This is a genomic window from Paractinoplanes polyasparticus (genome assembly GCF_019710575.1).
Taxonomy (GTDB): domain Bacteria; phylum Actinomycetota; class Actinomycetes; order Mycobacteriales; family Micromonosporaceae; genus Actinoplanes; species Actinoplanes polyasparticus.
The window spans coordinates 422,996-446,431 of the sequence record NZ_JAHWFK010000013.1; the positions used below are offsets into that span (position 1 = coordinate 422,996).

Here is a 23,436-nt window from a genome sequence, read left to right on the forward strand (position 1 = left end):
ACGCGCGTCGACGCTGTCCGGGATCACCGCGTGTCCGTTCGACCACCCGAGAACGACGAACGGTCGAATCATCGACATATGTGCAACACGAGCTCCTCGGTCCCGCTTGACGACTGATGGAACTACTAGCGTGTCAACGATCACTTGGGGTTGGAACCTGGGCACTGCAAGCCACCTTGATCCGAACGGCGCACCACCAAAAAAATAGAATATTTGTTCCATAAGCCCATTTTTGTCGTACCCCCGCTCTACTCTCGGAGCCCCACGGACGGGGAGGGATCAATGACGATTACCGCGAAGCCTTCGGCACCGCCTTCCGTAAGCGTTTCCGCAGCTCTCATGGACGAGCTGCGGGCGATTCTCGATAGCCACGAGAGGCACCAGGCGAAGTCGCTGTTGGCAGACTTCGTCGTCCGGCACAACCTCACCCAAGACGACGTCGAAGATCTGCTGGCGCTGCTGACACGCCGACGAGCCCCGAGCCGAACCACCGCGCCCCGCCAGCGGACACACGTCTCCGTGCTCGTCGACCACCCGTCGATACCCAAGGGTCCCGACAACGTGCGAGACACGCATCCAGTCTCCGCGGACAGTGCTGCCAGCGATGAAGGGCAGACCGACGAAGAACCCGCGGACGACGGGCCCGACTGGATGTTCGGCGACGAACCCGAACCGTCTGCGATTCCTGCATCCCGCGATGCGGTGGGGATGGCGTTCGACGATCTGTTCGGCGACTGGACCCGATCCGGCGGCCGGGTGACGCGTGCTGAGGTCGCACTGCTCGTGACCCGTCGTGGCTTGTCCGCCGCCCAGCACGGTGAACTGCTCAGTCTGCTGGAGGATGCGGGTGTCGATCTGCCGACGTCCGTCGAGGCTCGCCCATCCAGGTCCGCAGACCCGACCAGGGAGCTGAACGGAGACTCGGTCCGTCACTACCTGCGAGAGATCGGCCGGCACCCCCTGATCGGCGCAAGCCGCGAGGTGGAACTGTGGTCGATGATGAAGCAGGGCGAGGTCGCACTCGCAGAACTCGACTCGCGCTGGGGCGATCTCTCGCGCGACGAGCGGCGATCGTTGCGGAACCGCGTCGAGCAAGGTCACAACGCGCACACTGCATTGGTGTGCGCGAATCTACGGCTGGTGGTGTCCATCGCGAAGGCGCGGCACTACGACCAAAGCGGTCTCGAGTTCGCCGATCGGATCCAGCACGGCAACATAGGGCTCATGCACGCCGCCCACCTCTTCGACGGGTCCAAGGGCTACAAGTTCTCCACCTACGCAACTTGGTGGATCAGGCAACGTATCGAGCGAGCAGTCGCGGATGAAGGCCGCGTGATTCGTATCCCCGTCCACGTCCACGAGCAGGTCCAGAAGGTGCGGAAGGCAATCCGGAAGCTCACCGGTCGCCTGGACCGTGAGCCGACCCTGAGGGAAGTCTCCGACGCAGCCGACATGGAACCCGGCAAGGTGCAGGCGATGTTGGACTTCATGCAGCCGATACGCAGCATTGACGTACTCCTGGGCGACGAGGGAGATCTCCGTCTTTCGGATGTCCTCGCGAACGACGACGAACGTGACGGACGCACCGATCCGGCGGAAATCGTCGGTCACACGATGCTGCGCGCCGATATCGATCGCACCCTCAAGAAGCTGCTGCCGGAGCGAGCTGTGGGTGTCCTCCAGCGCCGGTACGGCCTCGATACGGGTGAGGAGGAGACGCTGGAGGAGATCGGCGCGGACTTCGGCGTCACGCGGGAGCGGATCCGGCAGATCCAGGCCAAGGCCATGGCGACACTCCGTGAGCATGAAGGTGCAGCACCCCTACGCGCGTACGTGACCGACGAACCTGCGGCGATCCGTCCCACCGTTCCGCCGAAGGGAAAGCGTGATGAGTGACAGCAAGGATCAGCTCTTCGATGAGGCGTGCGACAGGTTCGTCAGCTGGCTGGACCGCCGTGTGACGGCAGCTGGGCGGGGCGATGGTCTGGATCGGCTGGAGGTGGCGCCGGCCGGAACCTTCTGGCTGGGGCGGCTCGCCAGCGAGGACGAGGTTCGCACGGATGTGAGCGACGACCGATCGGAGCGGCTGGATCCGTGCGCGATCGGCCTCCGGTTCCGTCCGGCCGATGCGGCCCCGTGGTCGATGACGGTGACGGTACGGGCCCGAGCCTGGGTGAAGGATCCCAAGGACGGGCCGCATCCGGAAATGCCGTGGTGGCGCACCGGCCCGGTCGAGGAGAAGATTCCGGTCGTCGTGGGCGCCAGCGGCGGGAAGTTCGGGGCCAAGCAGCTGCAGGCCGCGTTCGCGGCCGTCGGCGCACCGGGCCTGAGCGCCGAGGTCCGGGTCGAGGTGGAGGACTGGCACAAGGAGCCCGAGCTGGTCGTGGAGTTGGTGAACACAAGTCTGGCAAAGGTTCCGGGCTTGGCTGATTCGCATCTCTACGAGACGCAACTCGAGGTGGCGGGTCTTGCAACCGTTCCGTTCCAGATCGAGGCCCTGCCGGACAGCTTCCGGTACGACCGCCGGGTGCCGGCGTACGGCATCAACGTCGGCGTCGAGGTGCTGCCGACGGGGGCGTTCCGCACCTCCGACACCGTCAGCGTGCAGACCTACCGGCCGGACTACTGGAACAGCGACCGTCCCGAGCCTGTTCTGTCGTTCGATCGGCTCGCGAACGACCCGATCCCCGTGCTCACCGAGTTGGTGGACGCACTCGACGAGTACGCGCACCGGCACTGGTCGCAGACTGCGCTGGAGGCACGCCACTCAGCCGATGGGTGGACGGAGGACATGCGTGCCAAGGCTCAGACGGCAGCTGACGAGGTCATCGCCGAGCTCGATCGGGTACGCGTCGGTCTGGAGCTGCTGCAGACTCACCCGAAGATCCTGCGGTCCTTCCAGCTCATGAACGAGGCGATCGGGCTGAGCGCGAAGGGCCGTGGCTACAGCACATGGCGTGCCTTCCAGGTGGGTTTCCTGCTGTCCTCCATCCGCTTCCTGGCCGAACCCAAAGAGGAAGCCGACTACGTCGACACCGTGTGGTTCGCCACCGGCGGCGGCAAGACCGAGACGTACCTCGGGCTGCTGTTGACCGCCGCGTTCTTCGATCGATTGACGGGAAAGCGCACGGGCGTGACCGCGTGGTCCCGTTTCCCCCTCCGGCTGCTGAGCCTGCAGCAAACGCAGCGGTTCGCTGACGCCCTCGCCGGCGCCGAGATCGTCCGCCAGCAGCAGGAGGACCTTCGGCGCACCGCCCCATTCAGCCTCGGATTCCTCGTCGGGCAGGCGGGCACGCCGAACAAGATCGTCCCCAAGCCGGAGAAGGAAGACGACATCACTCCGGACACCCCGGGCATGGAAGAGAAGTACCGGGTACTGCTGCACTGCCCGTTCTGTGGCGACGAACGTCTGGCCATGAAGTTCGACAGGAAACACTGGAAGCTGGAGCACCACTGCACCAACGGGCATTGCCCCTGGAAGCGGGGGCCACTGCCCGTCTACATCGTCGACCAGGAGATCTTTCGGTTCCTCCCGACGGTGGTCGTGGGCACCCTCGACAAGGCAGCATCGATCGGCCTGCAGCAGGCGATGCGCGGTCTCCTCGGCCCACCGCAGAAGCTCTGTTCCGAGGAGTGGCACGGCTTCACCTATTCGACTCGTTCGAAATCGCCGAACGGTTGCCTCGTTCCCGGCTGCCAGGGCACGCTCAAACCGCTACCTATGCCGGAAGAGCGTTTCGGCCCGTCGCTTCGGCTGCAGGACGAGCTTCACCTGCTGCGCGACAGTCTGGGCGCTGTCGATTCGCACTACGAGAGCCTGCTCGACCATCTGCAGGACAAGCTCTGCGGCAGCCGCGCCAAAATCGTTGCCAGCAGTGCGACCCTGACCGGATACGACCACCAAGTCAAGATCCTGTACCGGCGCAAGGGCCGCGTCTTTCCGCAGCCGGGGCCGAGAGCCGGTGAATCTTTCTGGACCGTCCCGAACGCCACGAAACTGCGGCGCTTCGTCGCTGTCGCACCGCGTGGCGTGACGCTGGAGCATGTCAGCGACCGAACCTTGGATGCCCTGCAGCGATGCGTTCGCGAACTGGTGGACGAGACGGCACGGGTGTGCGCGGAAGCCGGGGTCGATCTGGGACATGCGGAAAAACTGATCAGCATGTACGGCACGGACGTCGTCTACGGCTCGACGCTCTACGACGTGGAGGCCGCCGGCCGAAGCCTTGGTAGCAACAACACCGTCACCGGCATCAACATCGAACAGCTGACCGGTCAGACCGACTTCGATGAGGTACGCAACATCCTGGAACGGCTGGAAAAGCCGGAGGACAAGTTCGAGGACCGCATCCACGTGATCGCCGCCAGCTCGATGTTGTCTCATGGCGTTGACGTCAACCGGCTCAACACGATGGTCATGCTCGGCTTGCCGCTGACCACGGCCGAGTTTATCCAGACGACGGCGCGCGTCGGCCGCCGGTATCCGGGGCTGGTTTACGTCCTGCACAAGATCGCCCGAGAACGCGACGCCCAGACGTTCCGGCACTTCGACAAGTACGTGAGCCAGGGCGACAGGTTCGTCGACGCCATTCCGATCACCCGCCGTAGTCGGCGCGTGTTGGCTATCACCATGCCGGGTGTGATGGCAGCACGTGTCTTGATGCTTCACGAGCCGGCCAGCAAGCAGCGGCTGAGCACATCTTCGAAGCTGCGACAGTATGCCCACGATGCCGGGATCGGACCGGTCGACGAGGCCGCAGCGATGGCGGCGATCCTCGGGCTCGACGGGCCAGAGGATTCCCTGCACCAGCAGCAGATCGTCGACTGGGTGCGAGAGTGGTTCGCCGAGCTGGAGGACCCGGCCAGCAAGGCCCAGTACACCTTTCAAATCGGCAGTCCGTCCCCGATGACCAGCCTCCGTGATGTCGAGGCTCAAGCTCCGATCCACGACTGAAGGCGGACGACATGACGAAGCTGGGATCCCGTAGCGGCAGCCAGATCCTTCGGACCTTCTTGCCCGCGCAAACCGTTGACCTGCGCGGTGACATCTACCGGGTCGACGAATGGTCCGCGCCCAGCCCGATCGAGGTCGATTCGGACCTGGTCCGATGGAGCCTGCTCAACGAAATCGGCGCGTGGACCGCGAACGACAAGGACAGCGGCATGGCCGCAGATCTGCTGCGCAAGGTGCCCGTGGAAGTGGTGGAGCTCGACGAGCGCCGCGGCGTCACGGTCGAGCGCTATCCGCGAGTGTGGTTGTGCCGCGCCTGCAAGCGCATCGGTAAGTCGGAGGAAGCCCGCTGCAAATGCGGGAAGAAGGCCTGGGGGCAGCTGCACTTCGTCGGTGTGCACGAGTGCGGCGCCATCGCCGAGCCCTGGATCAAGCGGTGTCCCCAGCACGACGATGTCCAGCTGGTCACTCCGAAGAGCGCCAAGGCGGCAGACATCAAATTCGTCTGTCCGACATGCCGCGTCGAGACGATGCCGGGGCTCGGCTTTGGACGCAAGTGCGCGTGCGGTGATGGAACCGTCCGATGGAACGTGCACAAAGCCCGGATGGTGTATGTGCCGCGTGGCATGGTGCTGATCAACCCTCCGCGGCCGGAGCACCGTGAGAACCTCAAGCTGGCCGGCGGCTACCGAAAGGCGCTCATCTGGGTGGTCGAAGGGTTGACCGCGGCTCGGCCCGCCGACGTGGCAGCGAAGCCGACCCGCAAGGAGCTTTTCGATCAGCTGATCTCCGGCAACATGTCGCCGGAGATCGCCGAGCAGATGGCGACTTTCGCAGAGCAGGCAGGCCAGCTGGCCGAGGCCGGCGATCATCCGGTCGACCTCCTCTCTCAGACGCGCCGCGACGAGGCCGAACGCGGAGCCTTCGACATCGCGATGGCCTTGGCGGAGAGCCGGACCCCGACGACGAAACTGCACGCACCGGACCCGGGCGATCCCCTCGAAAGCCGCTACCGAGACGCCTATCCGCCAGCCCTGAAACGGGCCGGCATCGACGGACTCGACCTCGTCGACAGGTTTCCGGTGCTCAACGCGATGTACGGCTACACCCGCGGCGAGGACGATCCGTCGAAGTGCCGGCTGGTGCCGTTCCGCCGCAAGCGAGGCGGCTACCGCCTCTACGGCAACCTGGCGGAGACCGAGGCTTTCCTGATTCGCCTAGATCCGGTGCGTGTCGCTACGTGGTTGTCCAACCGAGGTCACCGGTTGTCGGGGTGGACGCCTGAGTCGACCGACCCGTTCGCGGCACGGGTCGCGATCCTGGAATCTGCGGTGATCCCCACCAAGCGTGACGACCCGAAGGTGGAGTCCACCGGCACCGACCTGCTCAAGCTGATTCACACGTACGCGCACCGGTTCATCCGGCAGACGGCGGTCTTCGCCGGCATCGAGCGCGACGCTCTCAGCGAGTACCTGGTGCCGGGCCATCTCGGGTTCTTCGTCTACGCGGCAGCCCGTGGCGACTTCGTCCTCGGCGGCATGCAGGCGGTCTTCGAGTCCAACCTCGACGACCTGCTGACCGCCTTCGTCGAGGCCGAGCACCGATGCCCGCTGGACCCGGGATGCAGCATAGGCAGTGGCGCCTGCAGCGCCTGCGTGCATGTCGGCGAACCGTCCTGCCGGTTTTTCAACCGGTTCCTGGACCGCGGAGCCCTGTTCGGCAAAGACGGCTACCTGCGGAGGCAGCGGGTCACGCCATGATCATGGATCCGCTTTCCCGCCAGGCCTGCTCCACCCGATCGGCCGCGGCCGACGGCGGCTCGTGCTCCCAGACGTGCAGAACGGTCCAGCCGAGATCGGCGAGCGCGGAGTCCTTGGCACGGTCTCGGGCGACATTGCGATCAAGCTTGTCCTGCCACCAGTCCCGGTTGTTGCGCGGCATGGTGCCGTGCTCTGGACAGCGATGCCAGAAGCAGCCGTCGACAAAGACGGCGACCTTCGCCCGGGTGAACGCGATGTCCGGGCGCCCGGGCAGCCGCGGATGGTTCACCCGGTATCGCAGACCGCGCCGATGCAGTTCCCGGCGTAGCGCAAGCTCCGGTTTCGTGGCTGCCCGTGCCTGGCGGGCGAGGCGAGCCGAGGTTGCGGCGTCCAGTGGTGTCGGCAGGGTGGACTTTCGGCCCATCTCTCCAACCTATCTGGTGAGACTCGGTCGGCTCGCCGGGCGTTAGGCTGCTCCGATCAGTGGCCGACTTGTAGCTGAATATGCCTTTAATCGGGAAAGTGGAGATCCTTGCTGTGACGGCACCGAAGCCCGACGTCCGCCGCTCGCTCGCTCCTGGCGCGGTGGTCGAGATCCGAGACGAGGAGTGGCTGGTCCGCGCCACCGAGGAGACCGCCGACGGCACTCTCGTGCACGTGCAGGGCCTGGGTGAACTGGTCCGCGACACGGTCGCATCGTTCTACACCAGCCTGGACACGATCACTCCGCTGGACCCGGCGAACGCAGTAGTCACCGCCGACGAGAGCCCGCGTTACCGAACGGCCCGGCTATGGCTGGAGTCGACGATCCGCAAGACCGCGGTGCCCCTCGCCGACCAGTCGTTGTCCGTCGCCACCCAGGGGTTGGCTGTGGCTCTCGGCTACCAGCAATCCGCCGTTCGTAAAGCGCTCGACCCCGCCAACCTGCGACCACGCATCCTGCTTGCCGACGCGGTCGGCCTCGGCAAGACCCTCGAGATCGGCATGATCCTCTCGGAGTTGGTCCGCCGGGGTCGTGGTGACCGCATCCTCGTGGTGACGCCCCGCCACGTGCTCGAACAGATGCAGCACGAGCTGTGGACCCGGTTCGCGTTGCCGTTCGTCCGACTCGATACCGCCGGCATCCAGCGGGTTCGGCAGAAACTGCCGGCCACCCGGAGCCCGTTCACCTACTACCGCCGGGCGATCATCTCGATCGACACGCTCAAGTCCGACCGTTATGTGGCCAGCCTGCGTAAACAGCGCTGGGACGCCGTGGTCATCGACGAGTCGCACAACCTGTCGAACGCGGCCACCCTCAACAACCGACTTGCCCGGCTGCTGGCCCGCCACGCCGAGGCCCTGATCCTCGCCTCGGCCACCCCGCACAACGGCAAGGCCGAATCCTTCGCCGAGTTGGTGCGCCTGCTCGACCCGTCCGCGGTGCCGCCGAGCGGGGACTTGGACCGCACCGAGATCCGCCGGCTCGTCGTCCGACGGCATCGGCACAGCCCCGAGGTGGCAAACGCCGTCGGTGCCGACTGGGCCGAACGCCAGGAACCGAACAACATTCTCGTGCCGGCCACCCCCGCCGAGAACGCCGTCGCCGAGGAACTGGAGCAGACCTGGTTGTGGCCCGGCGAAGGCGGCAGTCCTTACTCGGGCCAGCGTGGGACCTTCTTCCCGTGGACGCTGGCGAAGGCGTTCCTCTCCTCACCGGCGGCGCTGCAGGAGACCATCGACGGCCGCATCGACCGTGTGGCCAAGGACTCGAAGGTCCCGTCCGACCGAGCCGAGCGTGAACTACGGGCGCTGCGCCACCTAGGCAAACTCAACGAGCAGACCATCAAGCAGCCGTCGGCCAAGTACACCCGGCTGATCGCGTACCTGAAGGAGATCGGCGTCGGGCCGAACTCGTCTGTCCGCGCGGTGGTCTTCGCCGAACGCCTGGAGACGCTGCGCTGGCTTCACCGCAACCTGCCGAAGGACCTGGGGCTGGCCACGAACGCCGTCGACCTGATGCACGGTGGACTCACCGACCAGGAGCAACAGGATGTGGTCGAACGCTTCAAGCAGGAGCAGGCACCCGTTCGTGTGCTGGTCACCGGTGACGTCGCTTCCGAGGGCGTCAACCTGCACGCCCAGTGCCATCAGCTGATCCACTACGACATCCCGTGGAGCCTGATCCGGATCGAGCAGCGCAATGGCCGCATCGACCGCTACGGCCAGAAGCATCCGCCCCGGATCACCGCCCTTGTGCTCGATCCGTCCAGCGGCAAGTTCGCTGGTGACGTCCGTGTGCTGTCGAAGCTCATCGAAAAGGAGAACGAGGCGCATACCGCTCTCGGTGACGTCGCCTCGTTGATGGGGCGATACGACGTCAAGGGCGAGGAAGACGAGATCCGTTCAGTCCTGGCGGGCACGAAAAAGCTCGATGACGTCATTCGTCCGGTCGCCGAGGTCGCCGCCGGTAACGACCTGGCCGCGATGTTCGCCCAGCTTTTCGACAGTCCGGCTCTGGAGACCGTCGAGCCAACTACGCCGGCCGCCGTCGAGGAGACCAGCAACGCGGGCTCCGGCCTCTACGACGACGAGGTCTCCTACCTGGAGGAAGCCCTGCGAGAGGCCTTCATCGATCCGACCGCACCACCGGCTCGCGGCGGCGTCGGTTGGCGCCGCGACGAGGCGTTCGGCACGGCCGAACTCGTCCCGCCACCGGACCTGGTGCAACGCCTCGACGTACTGCCACAGAGCTACCTCACCGACCGCAAGGTCACCGAACGTCTCGTTCTCGCCACCACCACGGCCCGCGGCCAGGAACGGCTCACCGCCGCACTACGCGACCGCACCGGCACCACCTGGCCCGACGCGCATTACCTGAGTCCGCTGCACCCGGTCCTCGACTGGGCAGCCGACCGTGCCCTAGCAGCCCTGGGCCGCAACGAGGTCTTCGCCGTGCGGGGCACGGTGGACGCTCCGACCGTCCTTTTGCTCGGCGCCCTCACCAACAAGCGTGGTCAGGTGGTCTCCACCTCGTGGCTGACCGCGCAGTTCCCCGATCCGGAAGCACCCTCGTTCGTCCTGGTGACGCCGCACCGCTCGGCCCAGGCCGCGCTGCAGGAACTCGGCTGGGCCACCTCCCGGGCCAACCCCGGCGCCGTCGCCGGTCTCGACCTGCTCCAGCCTCTGATCGGCCCCGCGGTCAAGCAGGCGTCGGCCTACCTGGAGAAGAACGTCTTCGAGGCGGCGAGCCGCGACGCACAACAGCGGGTCGACGAGTGGCGCCGCAAACTCGACGCCTGGGACGCCGGAGCCGACGTCCTGATCCGGCGCAGCGATCTACAGGCCGACCGGGACCGCATCGACGAGGAACGCGAACTGGCCGCATCGATGGCCCCGTCCCGCCAACTGGTACGCCCGTTGCTGGTGGTCGTGCCCGACACCGAAGGGAACGACAAGTGAGCGGGTCGGACGCGATCCTCGTCGGCGAAGGCTGGATCTCCGAGCACTACTTCACGACCGAGGCCACCAAGGAGTCGTTCCGCGCCAAGGTCCTCGAACGCCGCTCCGTCTGGGACGCTGAAGAGGCCGAGAAGCGCTCGACGGCCCGCTCCCGATTCCTGGCAGTCCGTCGGGACCTGGAAACCGACCTGGCCACCCTCTCCGAACTCCTCGGCCCAGCCGCGGCCACCGACCAGAGCGGAAGTCGTGCCGCCCACGGTGTTCCCGCCCGCGTCGTCACGACCCTGCGGACCGTCCTCGGCCTCGACGCACCCGGCCTGGTCACCGCCACGACTGGGCCGATCACCCGCGTCTCTTCGGCCGGGGTTGCCGGGGCCGCTCCGCTGGTTGTGCTGACCGCCTTGCCCGTGGACGCCGTCGAGGAGCTACTCGCCCGGGACGCCGTCACACTCGCCGAGCCGATCCAGCTGACCGAGAACGGCGACGAGATCAAGAGTGCCGCCCGGCTGCTGTCCGCCCTCTTCGTCGCCGACGACGCCCCCGAGCTTGCTCTCGTGCTGGCCGGGCGATGGGCACTGCTCGCCGAACGCGAGCGCTGGGCCGAGGGCCGCTACCTCGCCGTCGACCTTCAGCTCGTCTGTGAACGCAACGACACCAAGAAAGGCGGCGAGATCGACCGGGCACTCGCCTGCCTCTGCGCCGAATCGATCGCCCCGGACGCCGACGGCAAACAGTGGTGGCACGGCGTGCTGGATGCGTCGGTCAAGCACACCGTCGGTGTCTCTCAGGACCTGCGCGACGGCGTACGCCTCTCCATCGAGATCGTCGCCAACGAGGTCGTCGACCGCCGACGCGCCCGAGGACTGCCGCCGCTGCCGAATTCGGAAGCCCAGCCGCTCGCCCGGCAATCCTTGCGCTTCCTCTATCGGATCCTGTTCCTGCTTTACGCCGAAGCCTCCCCGGAATTGGGAGTACTGCCGGTCGGTGCCCCCGAATACGACCAGGGCTACAGCCTCGACCGGCTCCGCGAACTCGTCCAGGTCGAACTGGCCACACCCCGGGCTCGCAACGGCACCCACCTCTACGAGTCGCTGGGTGTGCTGTTCCGGCTCGTCGACAAAGGCAGCCCGACGGCCACCGTCGGTGAGGATGCAGCAGTTGCACCGGGCTTGACCTTCAACCCGCTGCGGGCCGACCTGTTCCGGCCCGCAGCCACCGCGCACATCGACGAGGTCGGGCTGGGTAACGTCGCCATCCAGCAGGTGCTCGCCCACCTGCTGCTCAGCAAGGAACAGCGAGGCAAGGACCGGGGCTTCATCTCGTACGCCGAACTCGGCATCAACCAGCTCGGCGCCGTCTACGAGGGCCTGATGTCCTACACCGGCTTCTTCGCAGACACCCGTCTGTTCGAGGTGGCCAAAAACGGCGACGGCTCGAAGGGCTCCTGGGTCGTTCCGGTCAACCGTGCCGACCATCTAGACGCCGCTGACTTCGTCAAAACCGTCGACCTAGCTACCGGCGAGCCCCGTCCGGTGGTGCACGAGCAGGGCTCGTTCGTGTTCCGCCTCGCCGGCCGGGAACGCCAACAGTCGGCGTCCTACTACACGCCCGAGGTGTTGACCCGCTTCACCGTCGGCCAAGCGCTGGAGGAGCTGCTCACCGAGGACACGCCCGCCGAAGAGATCCTGCGGATGACGATCTGCGAGCCGGCACTGGGGTCGGGTGCGTTCGCCATCGAAGCGGTCCGCCAGCTCGCCGACCAATACCTCAAACGCCGCCAGAAGGAACTCGGCCAGCGCATCGACCCGGACGACTACCCGAAGCGGCTCCAGCAGGTCAAGGCGTACCTCGCACTGCACAACGTCTATGGCGTCGACCTCAACGACACGGCAGTCGAGTTCGCCGAGATCACGCTTTGGCTGGACACCATGGTAGAGGGCCTGTCGGCGCCCTGGTTCGGCCTGCACCTGCGCCGCGGTAACTCGCTGATCGGCGCCCGCCGCGCCGTCTACCGCCGCAGCCAGGTTGCCGACAAGTCCTGGCTGGGCGCCGTCCCGCACGAAGTGCCGCTGCCGTCCCTGATCGAAGACATCGACACCGGACGCGTCGCCACCGACGGTATCCACCACTTCCTGCTGCCCGCCGACGGTTGGGGCTCCGCCGCCGACGCGAAAGAGGCCGCGGCCCTCGCGCCAGCCGCAGCCGCGAAGCTCAAGAAATGGCGGACCTGCACGCGAAACAAACCCACCAAGACCCAGATCGACGCGTACGCCGAACTCGCGCATCGCGTCGAAGCACTGTGGCAGATCACCTATCGTCGACTGACCATCGCCGAAGAGCAGATCCGCCGGTCGATCCCTGTATGGGGAGCGGGAACGCTACCCGCCGGCGGCGCGGTGACCCGTGAGCAAATCGAAGCAGCGCTCACCGATCAGGGCGGCGCCTACCGTCGGCTACGCCGAGCCATGGACGCCTGGACCGCATTGTGGTTCTGGCCGCTTACCGATTCGCTCGCCACCGTGAACGGCGAGGTGATCGAACCTCCGGCCGTCACCCAGTGGATCGCGGGCCTGCAGTCGCTATTGGGCCGTAACCCAGACGTGCACAAGCGCAAGCCGGTCGAACTGCGCTTCGGTGCTGGCATGACCTGGAACGAGTTGGACGACGCCGAGCCTCTTGAGATCGGTTTCGCCAGTGCGGAGGCCATCGACGAAGTGCTGCAGAAACACCCGTGGTTGGTGGTCTGCGAACGTATCGCCCAACGGCAGGGGTTCTTCCACTGGAACCTCGACTTCGTTTCAGTCTTCGCCCGTGGTGGCTTCGACCTGCAGGTCGGTAACCCGCCCTGGGTGCGACCCGATGTCGATGTCGCAGCACTGCTCGCCGAGGGCGACCCTTGGTGGCAGCTTGCCCTCAAGCCGAGTCAGGCACAAGTCACCGCGAAGCGAACCGCGACGCTCGCCCTCCCCGACATGACGGAATTCGTCATCGACGGTATCGCGGATACATCCTGCGTGGGATCCGCCGTCAGCGCGGCGCCGCAATTTCCGCACCTTGTAGGGCTACGGCCCGACCTCTATCGCTGCTTCATAGAGGTGATGTGGCGGCACGGATCGGAACGCGGCACGATCGGCATGATTCACCTGAACTCTCATTTCACCGACGAGAAGGCGGGTCTGCTCCGCTCCGAGCTGTATCTGCGTCTCCGCCGCCACTGGCACTTCGTCAACGAGCTGATTCTCTTCGAGATCGAGGACCACAAGCACTACGGCATCACGGTGCACGGATCTCGGCGCGATGCACCGGCATTTACCCAAGCGAGTTGGCTGTACCACCCCGACACGGCGGTGCGTTCCATCGCCCACGACGGTTCTGGACCCGAGCCTGGTCTCAAGGACGACGACGGCAACTGGGACGTGCGCCCCCACGGCTCGCGGATCACCCATGTCACCGACAAAACGCTGCAAGCCTGGCATGCCACCATGGAGACCGACGCGGTTCCGGTTCGGCGAACCCGGATGGTGTACGCGGTAAATCGATCTGCTGCTGCCGTTCTGGAAAAGCTGTCTCGCGCCAGACGCATGAGTGAAGTCGGTCTTCGCTTCTCGCAGGGCTGGAACGAGACAACTGATCGGCGAAAAGGCTACTTTGAATCGGAGTGGGCTGTCCCGGCATCGTGGGACGACGTGATCCTGCAAGGGCCGCATCTGTTCGTAGCGACGCCCCTCTACAAGACGCCGAACTCGACCATGCGGAACAACCAGGACTGGTCCGCGACGGACTTCGAGCAGCTACCGGCTGATGCGATCCCGGCTACCGCCTACCAGCCCATCGGCGACCGGTACGCCTACGACTGCGCCTACACCGACTGGGGCGACGAGGACCGACCTGATCCCGCCCGCGACCACTACCGCATCGCCTGGCGCCGTATGGCCGCCAACCAGGGCGAACGCACGTTGATTCCAAGCATCGTTCCGCCTGGTCCCGCCCACGTTGACGGCATCGTCTCAGCTGGCGATCCAGACAGGTCTGATGGCGATGTTGGCCTAATCCAGGCCATCCTCGGGTCTCTGGTCTGCGACTTCCTGACCCGCACTGCCCCGAAAGGGGATATCCGGGGTCCTGCCATCACACGACTGCCGTGGATTGGTACCGAACCTCAGGCGCGCAGTCTGTTGACTCTGCGGGCGCTAAGACTCAACTGTGTCACCAACGCTTACGCCGATCTGTGGCGCAATAACCACCTGGCAGCGTTCGACAGAGACATCTGGACTGGCGGATTCGAGCACCGGCGACGGAAGCCGCTAGGGCAAGTCGACCCAGAGTGGACTCAGGACACGCCGCTTCGGATCGCAGCCGACCGTCGTCAGGCATTGTTAGAAGTCGACGCTTTGGTCGCGTTGATACTGGGGTTGACTGCTGACGAACTGTGTTCGATTTACCATACCCAGTTCGCAGTGCTGCGTGGCTACGACCGCAACGTCTACTTCTATGACGCCAACGGACGGCTCGTACCGAACTCGGTACTCACGGTATGGCGGAAGAAGGGTGACCGGATCACCGAGGAGGAACGTACCGCGACCAATCAGACTGGCTTCACATACACGTACGAGCTGCCGTTCGTGACTCTGGATCGTGAGGCGGACATGCGGCAGGCGTATGCGGTCTTCAAGCAGCGGCTGCGGGAGCGTTCGTGAGCGAGCTCCTACCGACGTTTCAGGCGGCCCGAGTCCGGCAGGGTCTGGTCGACTACCTGACGACGACGTTCGGGCTGACCGACGGCGACGCCCGGGACGGTCTGGACCGATTCCTGTCCAACCCGGAGACGGGCATGTTCAAGGGCCCCTACGTGCGGCTGAGGCTGCCGTTCCGGCCGGCCGAAGAGGGCTGGCGGTCGAGTCTGGAGTGGTACGAGGGGTTTCCGCCATACGGTCACCAGGCAACCGCATTCGCGCGCCTGGCGTCGGCGGTCGGCGGTGAGCCCCGCCGGCCGTTGCCGACGCTGGTCACCACAGGCACGGGCTCGGGCAAGACCGAAGCGTTCCTGCATCCGATCCTCGACCACGTGATCCGAGCCCGGCGTGCCGGAGTGACCGGCACGAAGGCGCTGATCCTGTATCCGATGAACGCGCTCGCCAACGACCAGGCAGCCCGTCTGACCAGGTTGCTCACCACGCATCCGGCGCTGGCCGGGGTGACGGCTGCACTCTATACCGGTCAGGAGAACGCCCAGCGCACCGCGGTGACTTCGGACGGCCTGATCACCGACCGGGCCGCGGTCCGGGACACCGCACCCGACCTGCTGCTCACCAACTACAAGATGCTCGACCAACTGTTGCTGCGGTCCGAGGACCAGGAGCTGTGGCGGCAGTCGGCGACCAGTCTGCGCTATCTGGTGCTGGACGAGTTCCACACCTACGACGGCGCGCAGGGCACCGACGTGGCGATGCTGCTGCGCCGTCTCGGCCTGGCTCTCAAGAGCCACTGGCGTGACGACGACCCGACGGTCGACGATGCGGCCCGGTCCCGGCCGTTGGGTCTGATGACTCCGGTCGCGACATCCGCGACGTTGGGCGACAAGGGTGATCCCTCGGTGATGCGGGACTTCGCCCACACGGTGTTCGGGGAGCGCTTCGACTCGGCGTCGGTGGTCACCGAGACTCGGCTAGGGCTGCCGGAGTGGGTGGAAGGTGCCGCCGAGACGGTCGCGGCGGCCGGTTTCACCCCTTCGACCGTCGACCAGTTGCGTGCTTCCGGCCTGCGGCCGCTGCTCGAGGTGAGCGTGGACGCCTCCGGGGCCGAGGCCGCGTACGCCGTCCTGGGTCTTCTCTATGGGGTGGCTGACGAGAAGATCGCCCAGGTTCCACCGGATCTGTTGTCGGCGCTGTGCCATGCGCATCCGTTGGTGGTCGAGTTGGCGCGGACAGCTGGTCAGGCCGTCGCGCTCGGCGACCTGACGGCCCGGGTGTTCGGTCCGCAGGACGAGCCGGAGCAGGCCGAGGCGTTGTTATCGCAGGTGCTGGCGATGCTGGGGCACGTGCGCAAGGTCGTCGGCCTGGAGGCGCTGTCGGTCGAGGCGCACCTGTGGGTGCGGGAGCTGACCCGTGTCGATCGGGCTGCGGCAGCGACGGCTCGGTTCCGGTGGAGCGACGACGGCCCGGCGGCCGCGGGTGACGAGGCGGAGGAGGCCCATCCGTCGTTTCCGGCGATCTTCTGCCGACATTGCGGACGTTCCGGGTGGGGTGTCGGTCTGGCGCCGGTGGGCGACAGCCTGGCCCCCGACGACGAGGGCATCCGACGGAGACATGCCACCCGGGAGGGCCGGTTCCGGCCCCTGCTGTACGCGCCGGCGGAGGCCGCCGCCACGACCGGGAGCGACTCGCCGATCGAGGGTCTGGTGTGGTTCGCGGTTCGCAGCCGGGAGTTGCTGAACCGGGTCGACGTGGACGACCAGGATCTGCGCGACGGATGGACTCTTCCGGTGCTGACGAACGTCGGGGACGGTGCCGACGAGGCCAGTCGCAAGGACACGTGCCCGTCGTGCGGGCAGGAGGACGGCATCCGATTTCTGGGCAGTGCCATTGCGACGCTGCTGTCGGTGTCGCTGTCCACCCTTTTCGGGGCCCCGAAGCTCGCTGCCGACGAGAAGAAGGCGCTGGTCTTCACCGACTCGGTGCAGGACGCGGCGCATCGGGCCGGTTTCGTGCAGGCGCGGTCGCACACCCTGACCCTGCGGTCGGTGCTGCACGAGGCGGTGGCCGAGGGGGCGCTGACCCTCGACCGGCTGGTGGAGGAGGTGCTGGCGGCGGCCGGTGACGACCCGGTCCGGCGCTATCGGATCCTGGCCCCGGATTGCGCCGACCGGGAGTCGTTCGTCCCGTTCTGGCAGGCGAAGCGGCAGCGTGCCGTGAAGACGTCGGTGCATTCCCGGGTACGCAAGCGGCTGGCTCTGGACGCGGCCCTGGAATTCGGGCTGAACTCCCGCATCGGCCGCACCTTGGAGTTGACCGGCTCCGTCGCGGTCGAGGTGGAGGCGGGTCTGCCGGCTCGCATCGCCGGGTTGGCTCGGGCCGCGCTGAGCGGCACCACCTGGCAGGAGCGGCTGGGCTCGAACGGGGTCGGCGACGACACGCTGGTGCAGTGGGTGCGCGGCGTGCTGGACCGGATGCGGGCGCAGGGCGCGATCGAGCACCCGTGGTTCGACCGGTACCGCGCCGAGGACGGCCGGGACTGGTCGATCTGGGGTGGCCGACCACGCGGTGACGGCATGCCGGCCTTCCCCCGGGACCGGCCACGACCGGCGTACCCGAAGGTCGGTGGCTCGCCGGGCCCGACCAACTACTCCCACCTCGACCCGGTGACGTCGTCCCAATCCTGGTATGCCCGCTGGACGTCGCGGGTGCTGGACGTCTCCCCGCTCGACGGTGGCAGGCTCGCCCGGATGCTATTCGAGCGGCTCGCCAGGGACGGCGTGCTCTCCACGACGACCAGCCAGTCCGGGGCCACCGTCTACGCCCTTCCCGCCTCCGGTGTCGTGGTGGCCCCGACCGCTGAGATCGACCTGGACTCCGGGCGGCATCTGCTGGTCTGCGACACCTGCCGGGGCGGCACACCCGGCGGCATCGCCACCGTCGCCCAACTCTCCGGGGCACCCTGTCTGAACGTACGGTGCCGGGGGCGGCTGCAGGCGCAGCCGCTGCCGGACAACTTCTATCGCCGCCTCTATGCGTCCCCGGACATGCGGCGGGTCGTGGCCCGGGAGCACACCAGTCTGCTCGACGACGAGACCCGCCTCGCCTACGAGGACGGGTTCAGGGGCTCGGCGACCAGTCCGCAGTCACCGAACGTGCTGGTCGCCACGCCCACGCTGGAGATGGGTATCGACATCGGTGACCTGTCGGCGGTCTTCCTCGCGTCGCTGCCTCGCACTGTCGCCTCGTACCTTCAGCGGGTCGGCCGGGCCGGACGTCTCACCGGTAACGCCTTCGACCTGGCGTTCGTGACCGGCCGTGGTGAGCATCTGCCGAAGCTCGGCGACCCGCTGTCGGTGATCGACGGAGAGGTGCGGCCACCGGCGACCTATCTGGCGGCGGAGGAGATCCTGCGGCGCCAGTACACCGCCTACCTGATCGACGGGTTCGCCCGGGACAAGAGTCGGCGACACCCGACCAAGGCCGCGGGGGCCATCGGGTCTCATGCACCGGGAACCTTCCTGGGTGACCTGGTGTTGCGTGCCGAAGAGTCCTGGGAAGAGGAGCTTCCCCGGTTCGTCGCCACCTTCACCGACCTACCGGTCGACGTGGTGGCCGGGCTACGAGAGTGGCTGGTGGCGAAGGGTGGCCCACGCAGCAGCGGCTTCGCCCGGCACGCCGGGGAAGCCAGCGAGCGATGGCAACGGACGGTCACGGAACTCGAACAGCGCCGGGCGAAGATCGTCGAACTGCTTCCCGAGTTGGAGGCGCGTGCCCAGTCACCCGCGGTGACCGACGACGACCGGCAGGCGCTGCGCTCGGCGCACGCGACTCGGAAGTTGACCAGCGGTCAGCTCACTCACCTGCGCAGCAGCCACTGGATCGGTGTGCTGGAGGAGTATGGCCTGCTGCCCAACTACACGCTGATCGACGACACCGTCACATTGGACGTCGGGCTTTCCTGGATCGACCCGGACGACGGCAAGCATCGCTACGACAGTGCCCAGTTCCAACGAGGGTCGGCGCAGGCCCTGCGCGAGTTCGCGCCCGGGGCCACCTTCTACGCCCGCGGCTGGGAGATCGAGATCGACGCCGTGGATCTCGGCTTGGACGGCGCCTCGATCCGGCCGTGGGCGTTCTGCCCAGACTGTGGTCACGGGGCTGATCTGACTGAGACCGGCCAAGAGGCCACCCCCGTCTCCTGCCCCCGCTGCGGGAGCCGTGGCATCCACGACACAGGGCAGCGTCTCGACGTGGTGGAACTGACCAGGGTCTCGGCCGAACTGCGCCGCGACGAGGTGGCCATCTCCGACCGCCGCGACGAGCGGGGCCGGGTGGCGTTCCAGGTCGTCACCACCGTCGACGTGAACCCGGACCATGTGACCCGGCGCTGGTTTACCGCCGGAGTCGGGCTGGGCTGCAGCCATCTGCGCTCGGTAGACATCCGCTGGCTCAATCTCGGCCCGTCTGGGCACGGACAGACCCGAACCATCGCTGGGGCCGAACGACAGGGAACTCTGTTCCGAGTCTGCTCCGGTTGCGGCAAACGCGACACCGAGAGCGGCCGAAACCGGCCGCACGAACACCGGCCCTGGTGCCCTTACCGCACCTCGCCAAGCGAGATGACCAGCACCGTCGCTCTGTCCCGGACGTTGCGCACCCAGGGTCTGCTGGTCCGGCTGCCGCACACGGTCAGCCTCGGCGACGACTTCGCCGTTCCGAGTCTGTCGGCGGCACTGCTGCTGGGCCTGCGCGAGCAGATGGGCGGGCAGCCCGACCACATCCGGGTCGAGCAGGTCGTCGACCCGACGCTGACCGACGGCCGCGACAATCACGACGCGATCCTGCTGCACGACACGGTGCCGGGTGGCACCGGATATCTAGCCGGCCTCGCCGAGCCCGAACAGTTCCGCCAACTGCTGATCCTCGCCTGGAACCGGGTACGCGACTGCGAGTGCCGCATCGAGGAGCGTCTCGCCTGCCATCGCTGCCTGCTACCTTTCACTCCACCGGGAGTGATCCGCCGGGTGTCGCGGGCTTCTGCCGACCGGCATCTGCGCACCCTGCTCGGGTTGTCTCCCGATGAGCAGACGGCTGAGGACACGACGTGGACGGTGACCGAGGTGGCCCCGCACGAAGAACCGGAATCTCATCTGGAACGTGCGTTCCATCGGGTTTTCCTGGGCCGGCTGCGTCGGTGCGGAGCGGCAGTGACCGAGACGCCGTCGCCCGTCGGTAACGTCGCCCGCTTCACCCTTCCCGGCACTTCTCGACATTGGACGCTGACCCCGCAGGTGAACGTCGCCGACTCCCGGCCGGACTTCCTGCTCAAGGCCAACGACACAAACGTGCCCGACGTCGCGATCTTCACCGACGGTCGCGCCTACCATGCCACCGCCTCGGTCAACCGGCTCGCCGACGACGCCACCAAACGCGCCAACCTTCGTGACCTGGGCATGCTGGTGGTCGCCCTCACCAGCGCCGACATCGCCGAAGCCGAAGCCGGCACCCACACCGCCCCCCTGTGGTGGAACGCGGGACTGGCGGGCAGCCTGATGAACGTGCCGGGTTTCCAGGCGCCACCGGAGGTCTACAAAGTGCTGGGCCGCGGACTCGTCGACTGGCTGATCGGCTGGGTGTGCGACCCGAATCCGGCCGCTGTCCAGGCCGTGGCGCGTGCTGTGCCGATGTTCCTGTCCGCCGGGGCCCAGCCCGTCCAGATCCCGCCGGACGTCACGCTGGCCCAGGTCGGCCGGGCTGTCCTGCTCGGTGAGGAATCGCCCGGCGGGGAACGGCGCGTACACCTGCATCGAAACGGTTCCCTCGCAGCCGTCGTCGAAATGCGGCCCACGGCCGTCGTCGAGGTCGCGGTCGTGCTCGACGACCGGGACGAGGTACTCGACGAAAAACACGCCGGCTACTGGCGCTCCTGGCTTCGTCTCGCGACCGCGCTGGGCCCACGTGACTGGCCGACCGTCGTGACGACCACCAGCCTCATCGCACCGATCGACGGCCGACCCGACACTGCCCAGTCGCACCGGCCGATGGGCGCCTGGGCCGACCTGTACGAAGCCGCGTTCTCTCAGGCCGAGAAGGAACTGATCGCCGCGCTGGCGGATCACGGCGTCGCACCGCCGACCATCGGCGCGGAAGGCCCGGACGGTATCCCGCTCGACATCTGCTGGCCGACGGTACGAATCGCCGTGGCGTTCCCGCACATGCCGCCCGAGGACCGCACTGACCTGACCCGCCACGGCTGGCACCTGGTCGAGCCCACACCCGACGAGGTCGTCGCCGCCTTGACGCATTCCGCCGCTGCCACGGACGAAGGACACTGATGCCGACCATCATCATGGGAAAACTGGCCAGCAAGATCGACGGTTCGATCCGTGGCAAGGCGATGACCTTCCTGCAGAAGCTCAGCATCGACGACGCCACCCCCGGCCTGCACGTCGAGCCCATCCACCACAGCACCGACCCGCGGGTGCGCACCGGCCGAGTCGACGAGTTCTGGCGGGCCGTCATGTTCCGCCTCGACGGCGAGGGTGAAACCCACTACGTCATCCACGGCATCTGGCCGCACGACGACGCCATCGCCATCGCGCAACGCGTACGCCTGAAGGTCAATCCGATCAACGGTCTGCCTCAGATCGAGGAGATCGAGCCCGCACCCGCCCCAGCGCCGGTTCCGCCCGTCCCCGCGACTACCGCCGAGCCGCTCTTCGCCAGGCTCGGCCACGAACGCACCGATCTCGTCGAACGGCTCGGACTCCCCGAGGAGGTCGTCGCCCGCGCCCTGACGGCCCTCGACGAGGACGGCATTCTCGACCTCGCGCAACGCCACGACGGCTGGATTGGCAGCATCCTCGTGGACCTGGCCGCTGGCGACGCCATCGACGCGATCGTCCGACGCATGCAGTTGGAGAAGGCCGCCACGTCCGGCGACGACGACGCCGATGTGCTGGAATCCCTCAAACGGCCGGCCGCCGCACTGCAGTATGCGTTCATCGACGACCAGGAGGAACTGCGCCGGGTCATCGAAGGCGGCGACTTCAGCGCCTGGCGCATCTTCCTGCATCCCGAGCAGCGCCGCTATGTCGACCGTGTTTACAGCGGCCCCTTCCGCCTGTCCGGCGGGGCCGGCACCGGCAAGACTGTCGTGCTGCTCCATCGGGCCCGCGCCCTCGCTCGGCGCAGCCCGGACGCCCGGATCGTCCTCACCACCTTCACCACCAACCTCGCCGAAGCCTTGGGTGACAGCCTCACCCAACTCGACCCACGCGCGCCGCAGTCGAAGACGCTCGGCCAGCCCGGCGTGTACGTGACCGGGGTGGACGCGCTCGCGTCCGCCGTACTCCGAACCGCCGGTCGTGGTCTCGTCCCGGCGATGCGGGAGGTGCTCGGGGAGGAACGCACGACGCCGATGGCCCGCACAGCACCGACCCAGTGGCGGGAAGTCGTCGAATCGACCGGCACCGTGCTTCCGCACGAGCTTGCCAACGAGACGTTCCTTGCTGCCGAGTACGCGAACGTCGTCCTGCCCAACAAGGTGCACGACGAGGTGGGCTACATGCGCGTACGCCGACCAGGCAGGGGGGTGGCTCTGGACCGCACCAAGCGGCGGGCCGTCTGGGCGCTGATCGAGGCATATCGGTCCCGGTGCCGAGCGGACGGCAGTCTCGACTTCACTGAAGCAGCCGTAGTAGCCGCAGCGCACCTGACGGCGGCCGGGGGGCCTCCCGCCGACCACGTGCTCGTCGACGAAGGCCAAGACCTTTCACCCGCCCATTGGCTCCTGCTCCGTGCCGTCGTCGGTGAGCACCCCGACGATCTGTTCGTCGCCGAAGACTCCCACCAGCGCATCTATGGCACCCGTGTGGTCCTTGGGCGGTACGGAGTCGCCATCGTCGGCCGCTCTCAGCGATTGACTCTCAATTACCGAACCACAGCGCAGAACCTTCACTACGCCATGACGATCCTCGCCGGAGGTCAATACGTCGACCTGCAGGATGAACCGGAGAGCACTGGCTACCGTTCGGCCCGAACCGGCCCAGCACCCGTCGTCGAGACCGTCGATTCTCTGGCCGAAGAAACAGCCGCGGTCGTCCGTCACGTACAAATCTGGCTTGACGCAGGCGATCCCGAGGAGAACGTTGCGGTCTTGGTTCCAGACCGATACCACCGCGACCGCGTCGCCACCGCCCTAACCGAGGCAGGAATCGATGCCCGCGCCGTCGACCGAGACCGTCCACCGGCCGGGCGCGTGCCGGTACTCACCATGCACCGCGCCAAAGGCACCGAGTTCTCCAAGGTCGTACTCGCCGTCGGCAAACCATCACCGGCGGAGACGGAACGCCTTGCCAAGCTCGAACCGTCCGAACGCGCGGACGCAGAACTCCGAAGCCGTTCGTTGACCTATGTCGCAGCGACTCGGGCCCGCGACGAGCTAGTCGTGATACAGCGAAGGACGACAGCACCATAGCGGCAACTATGCGCAACGAGGCCTTCTCTATAGCTTTATGCAGACTCTGGACTGGCCGGTGGTCGCAAGGACCGCTCAGGCAGCAGGCCACTCGCAGGCTTGGATCGGTCT

Annotated in this window: 8 protein-coding genes; 7 read left to right on the top strand and 1 reads right to left on the bottom strand. The window is 67.0% G+C overall.

From position 1 onward, the window contains the following. Positions 1-339: 339 nt before the first annotated feature. The 3 genes from KXC43_RS16940 to KXC43_RS16950 are packed head-to-tail and all read left to right on the top strand — an operon-like array spanning position 340 to position 6,711. Complete coding sequence (locus KXC43_RS16940; protein WP_221376993.1) at positions 340-1,896, top strand: sigma-70 family RNA polymerase sigma factor; 1,557 nt, start codon at positions 340-342, stop codon at positions 1,894-1,896. Next, entirely contained in the window at positions 1,889-4,954 is a 3,066-nt protein-coding gene (locus KXC43_RS16945; protein ID WP_221376994.1) for a helicase-related protein, read from the top strand. The genes KXC43_RS16940 and KXC43_RS16945 overlap by 8 nt, the downstream gene beginning before the upstream one ends. 11 nt (positions 4,955-4,965) lie before the next feature. Continuing rightward, complete coding sequence (locus KXC43_RS16950) at positions 4,966-6,711, top strand: DUF8724 domain-containing protein (RefSeq protein WP_221376995.1); 1,746 nt, start codon at positions 4,966-4,968, stop codon at positions 6,709-6,711. Here the strand turns inward: KXC43_RS16950 and KXC43_RS16955 are convergent. Next, complete coding sequence (locus KXC43_RS16955) at positions 6,701-7,135, bottom strand: very short patch repair endonuclease (RefSeq protein ID WP_221376996.1); 435 nt, start codon at positions 7,133-7,135, stop codon at positions 6,701-6,703. The two genes, KXC43_RS16950 and KXC43_RS16955, sit on opposite strands and share 11 nt — an antisense overlap. Positions 7,136-7,248: 113 nt before the next feature. On the opposite strand from KXC43_RS16955, the gene KXC43_RS16960 reads away from it, so the two are divergent. The 4 genes from KXC43_RS16960 to KXC43_RS16975 are packed head-to-tail and all read left to right on the top strand — an operon-like array spanning position 7,249 to position 23,325. Beyond that, entirely contained in the window at positions 7,249-10,152 is a 2,904-nt protein-coding gene (locus tag KXC43_RS16960) for a helicase-related protein (protein ID WP_308129124.1), read from the top strand. Continuing rightward, positions 10,149-14,849: an Eco57I restriction-modification methylase domain-containing protein gene (locus KXC43_RS16965; protein WP_221376998.1), complete on the top strand. Its 4,701-nt coding sequence runs from the start codon at positions 10,149-10,151 to the stop codon at positions 14,847-14,849. The genes KXC43_RS16960 and KXC43_RS16965 overlap by 4 nt, the downstream gene beginning before the upstream one ends. Then, a complete protein-coding gene (locus KXC43_RS16970) occupies positions 14,846-21,181 on the top strand; it encodes a DEAD/DEAH box helicase (RefSeq protein WP_221376999.1) in 6,336 nt (2,111 codons plus the stop codon). The genes KXC43_RS16965 and KXC43_RS16970 overlap by 4 nt, the downstream gene beginning before the upstream one ends. Continuing rightward, positions 21,181-23,325: a UvrD-helicase domain-containing protein gene (locus KXC43_RS16975; protein WP_221377000.1), complete on the top strand. Its 2,145-nt coding sequence runs from the start codon at positions 21,181-21,183 to the stop codon at positions 23,323-23,325. The genes KXC43_RS16970 and KXC43_RS16975 overlap by 1 nt, the downstream gene beginning before the upstream one ends. Positions 23,326-23,436: the final 111 nt, after the last annotated feature.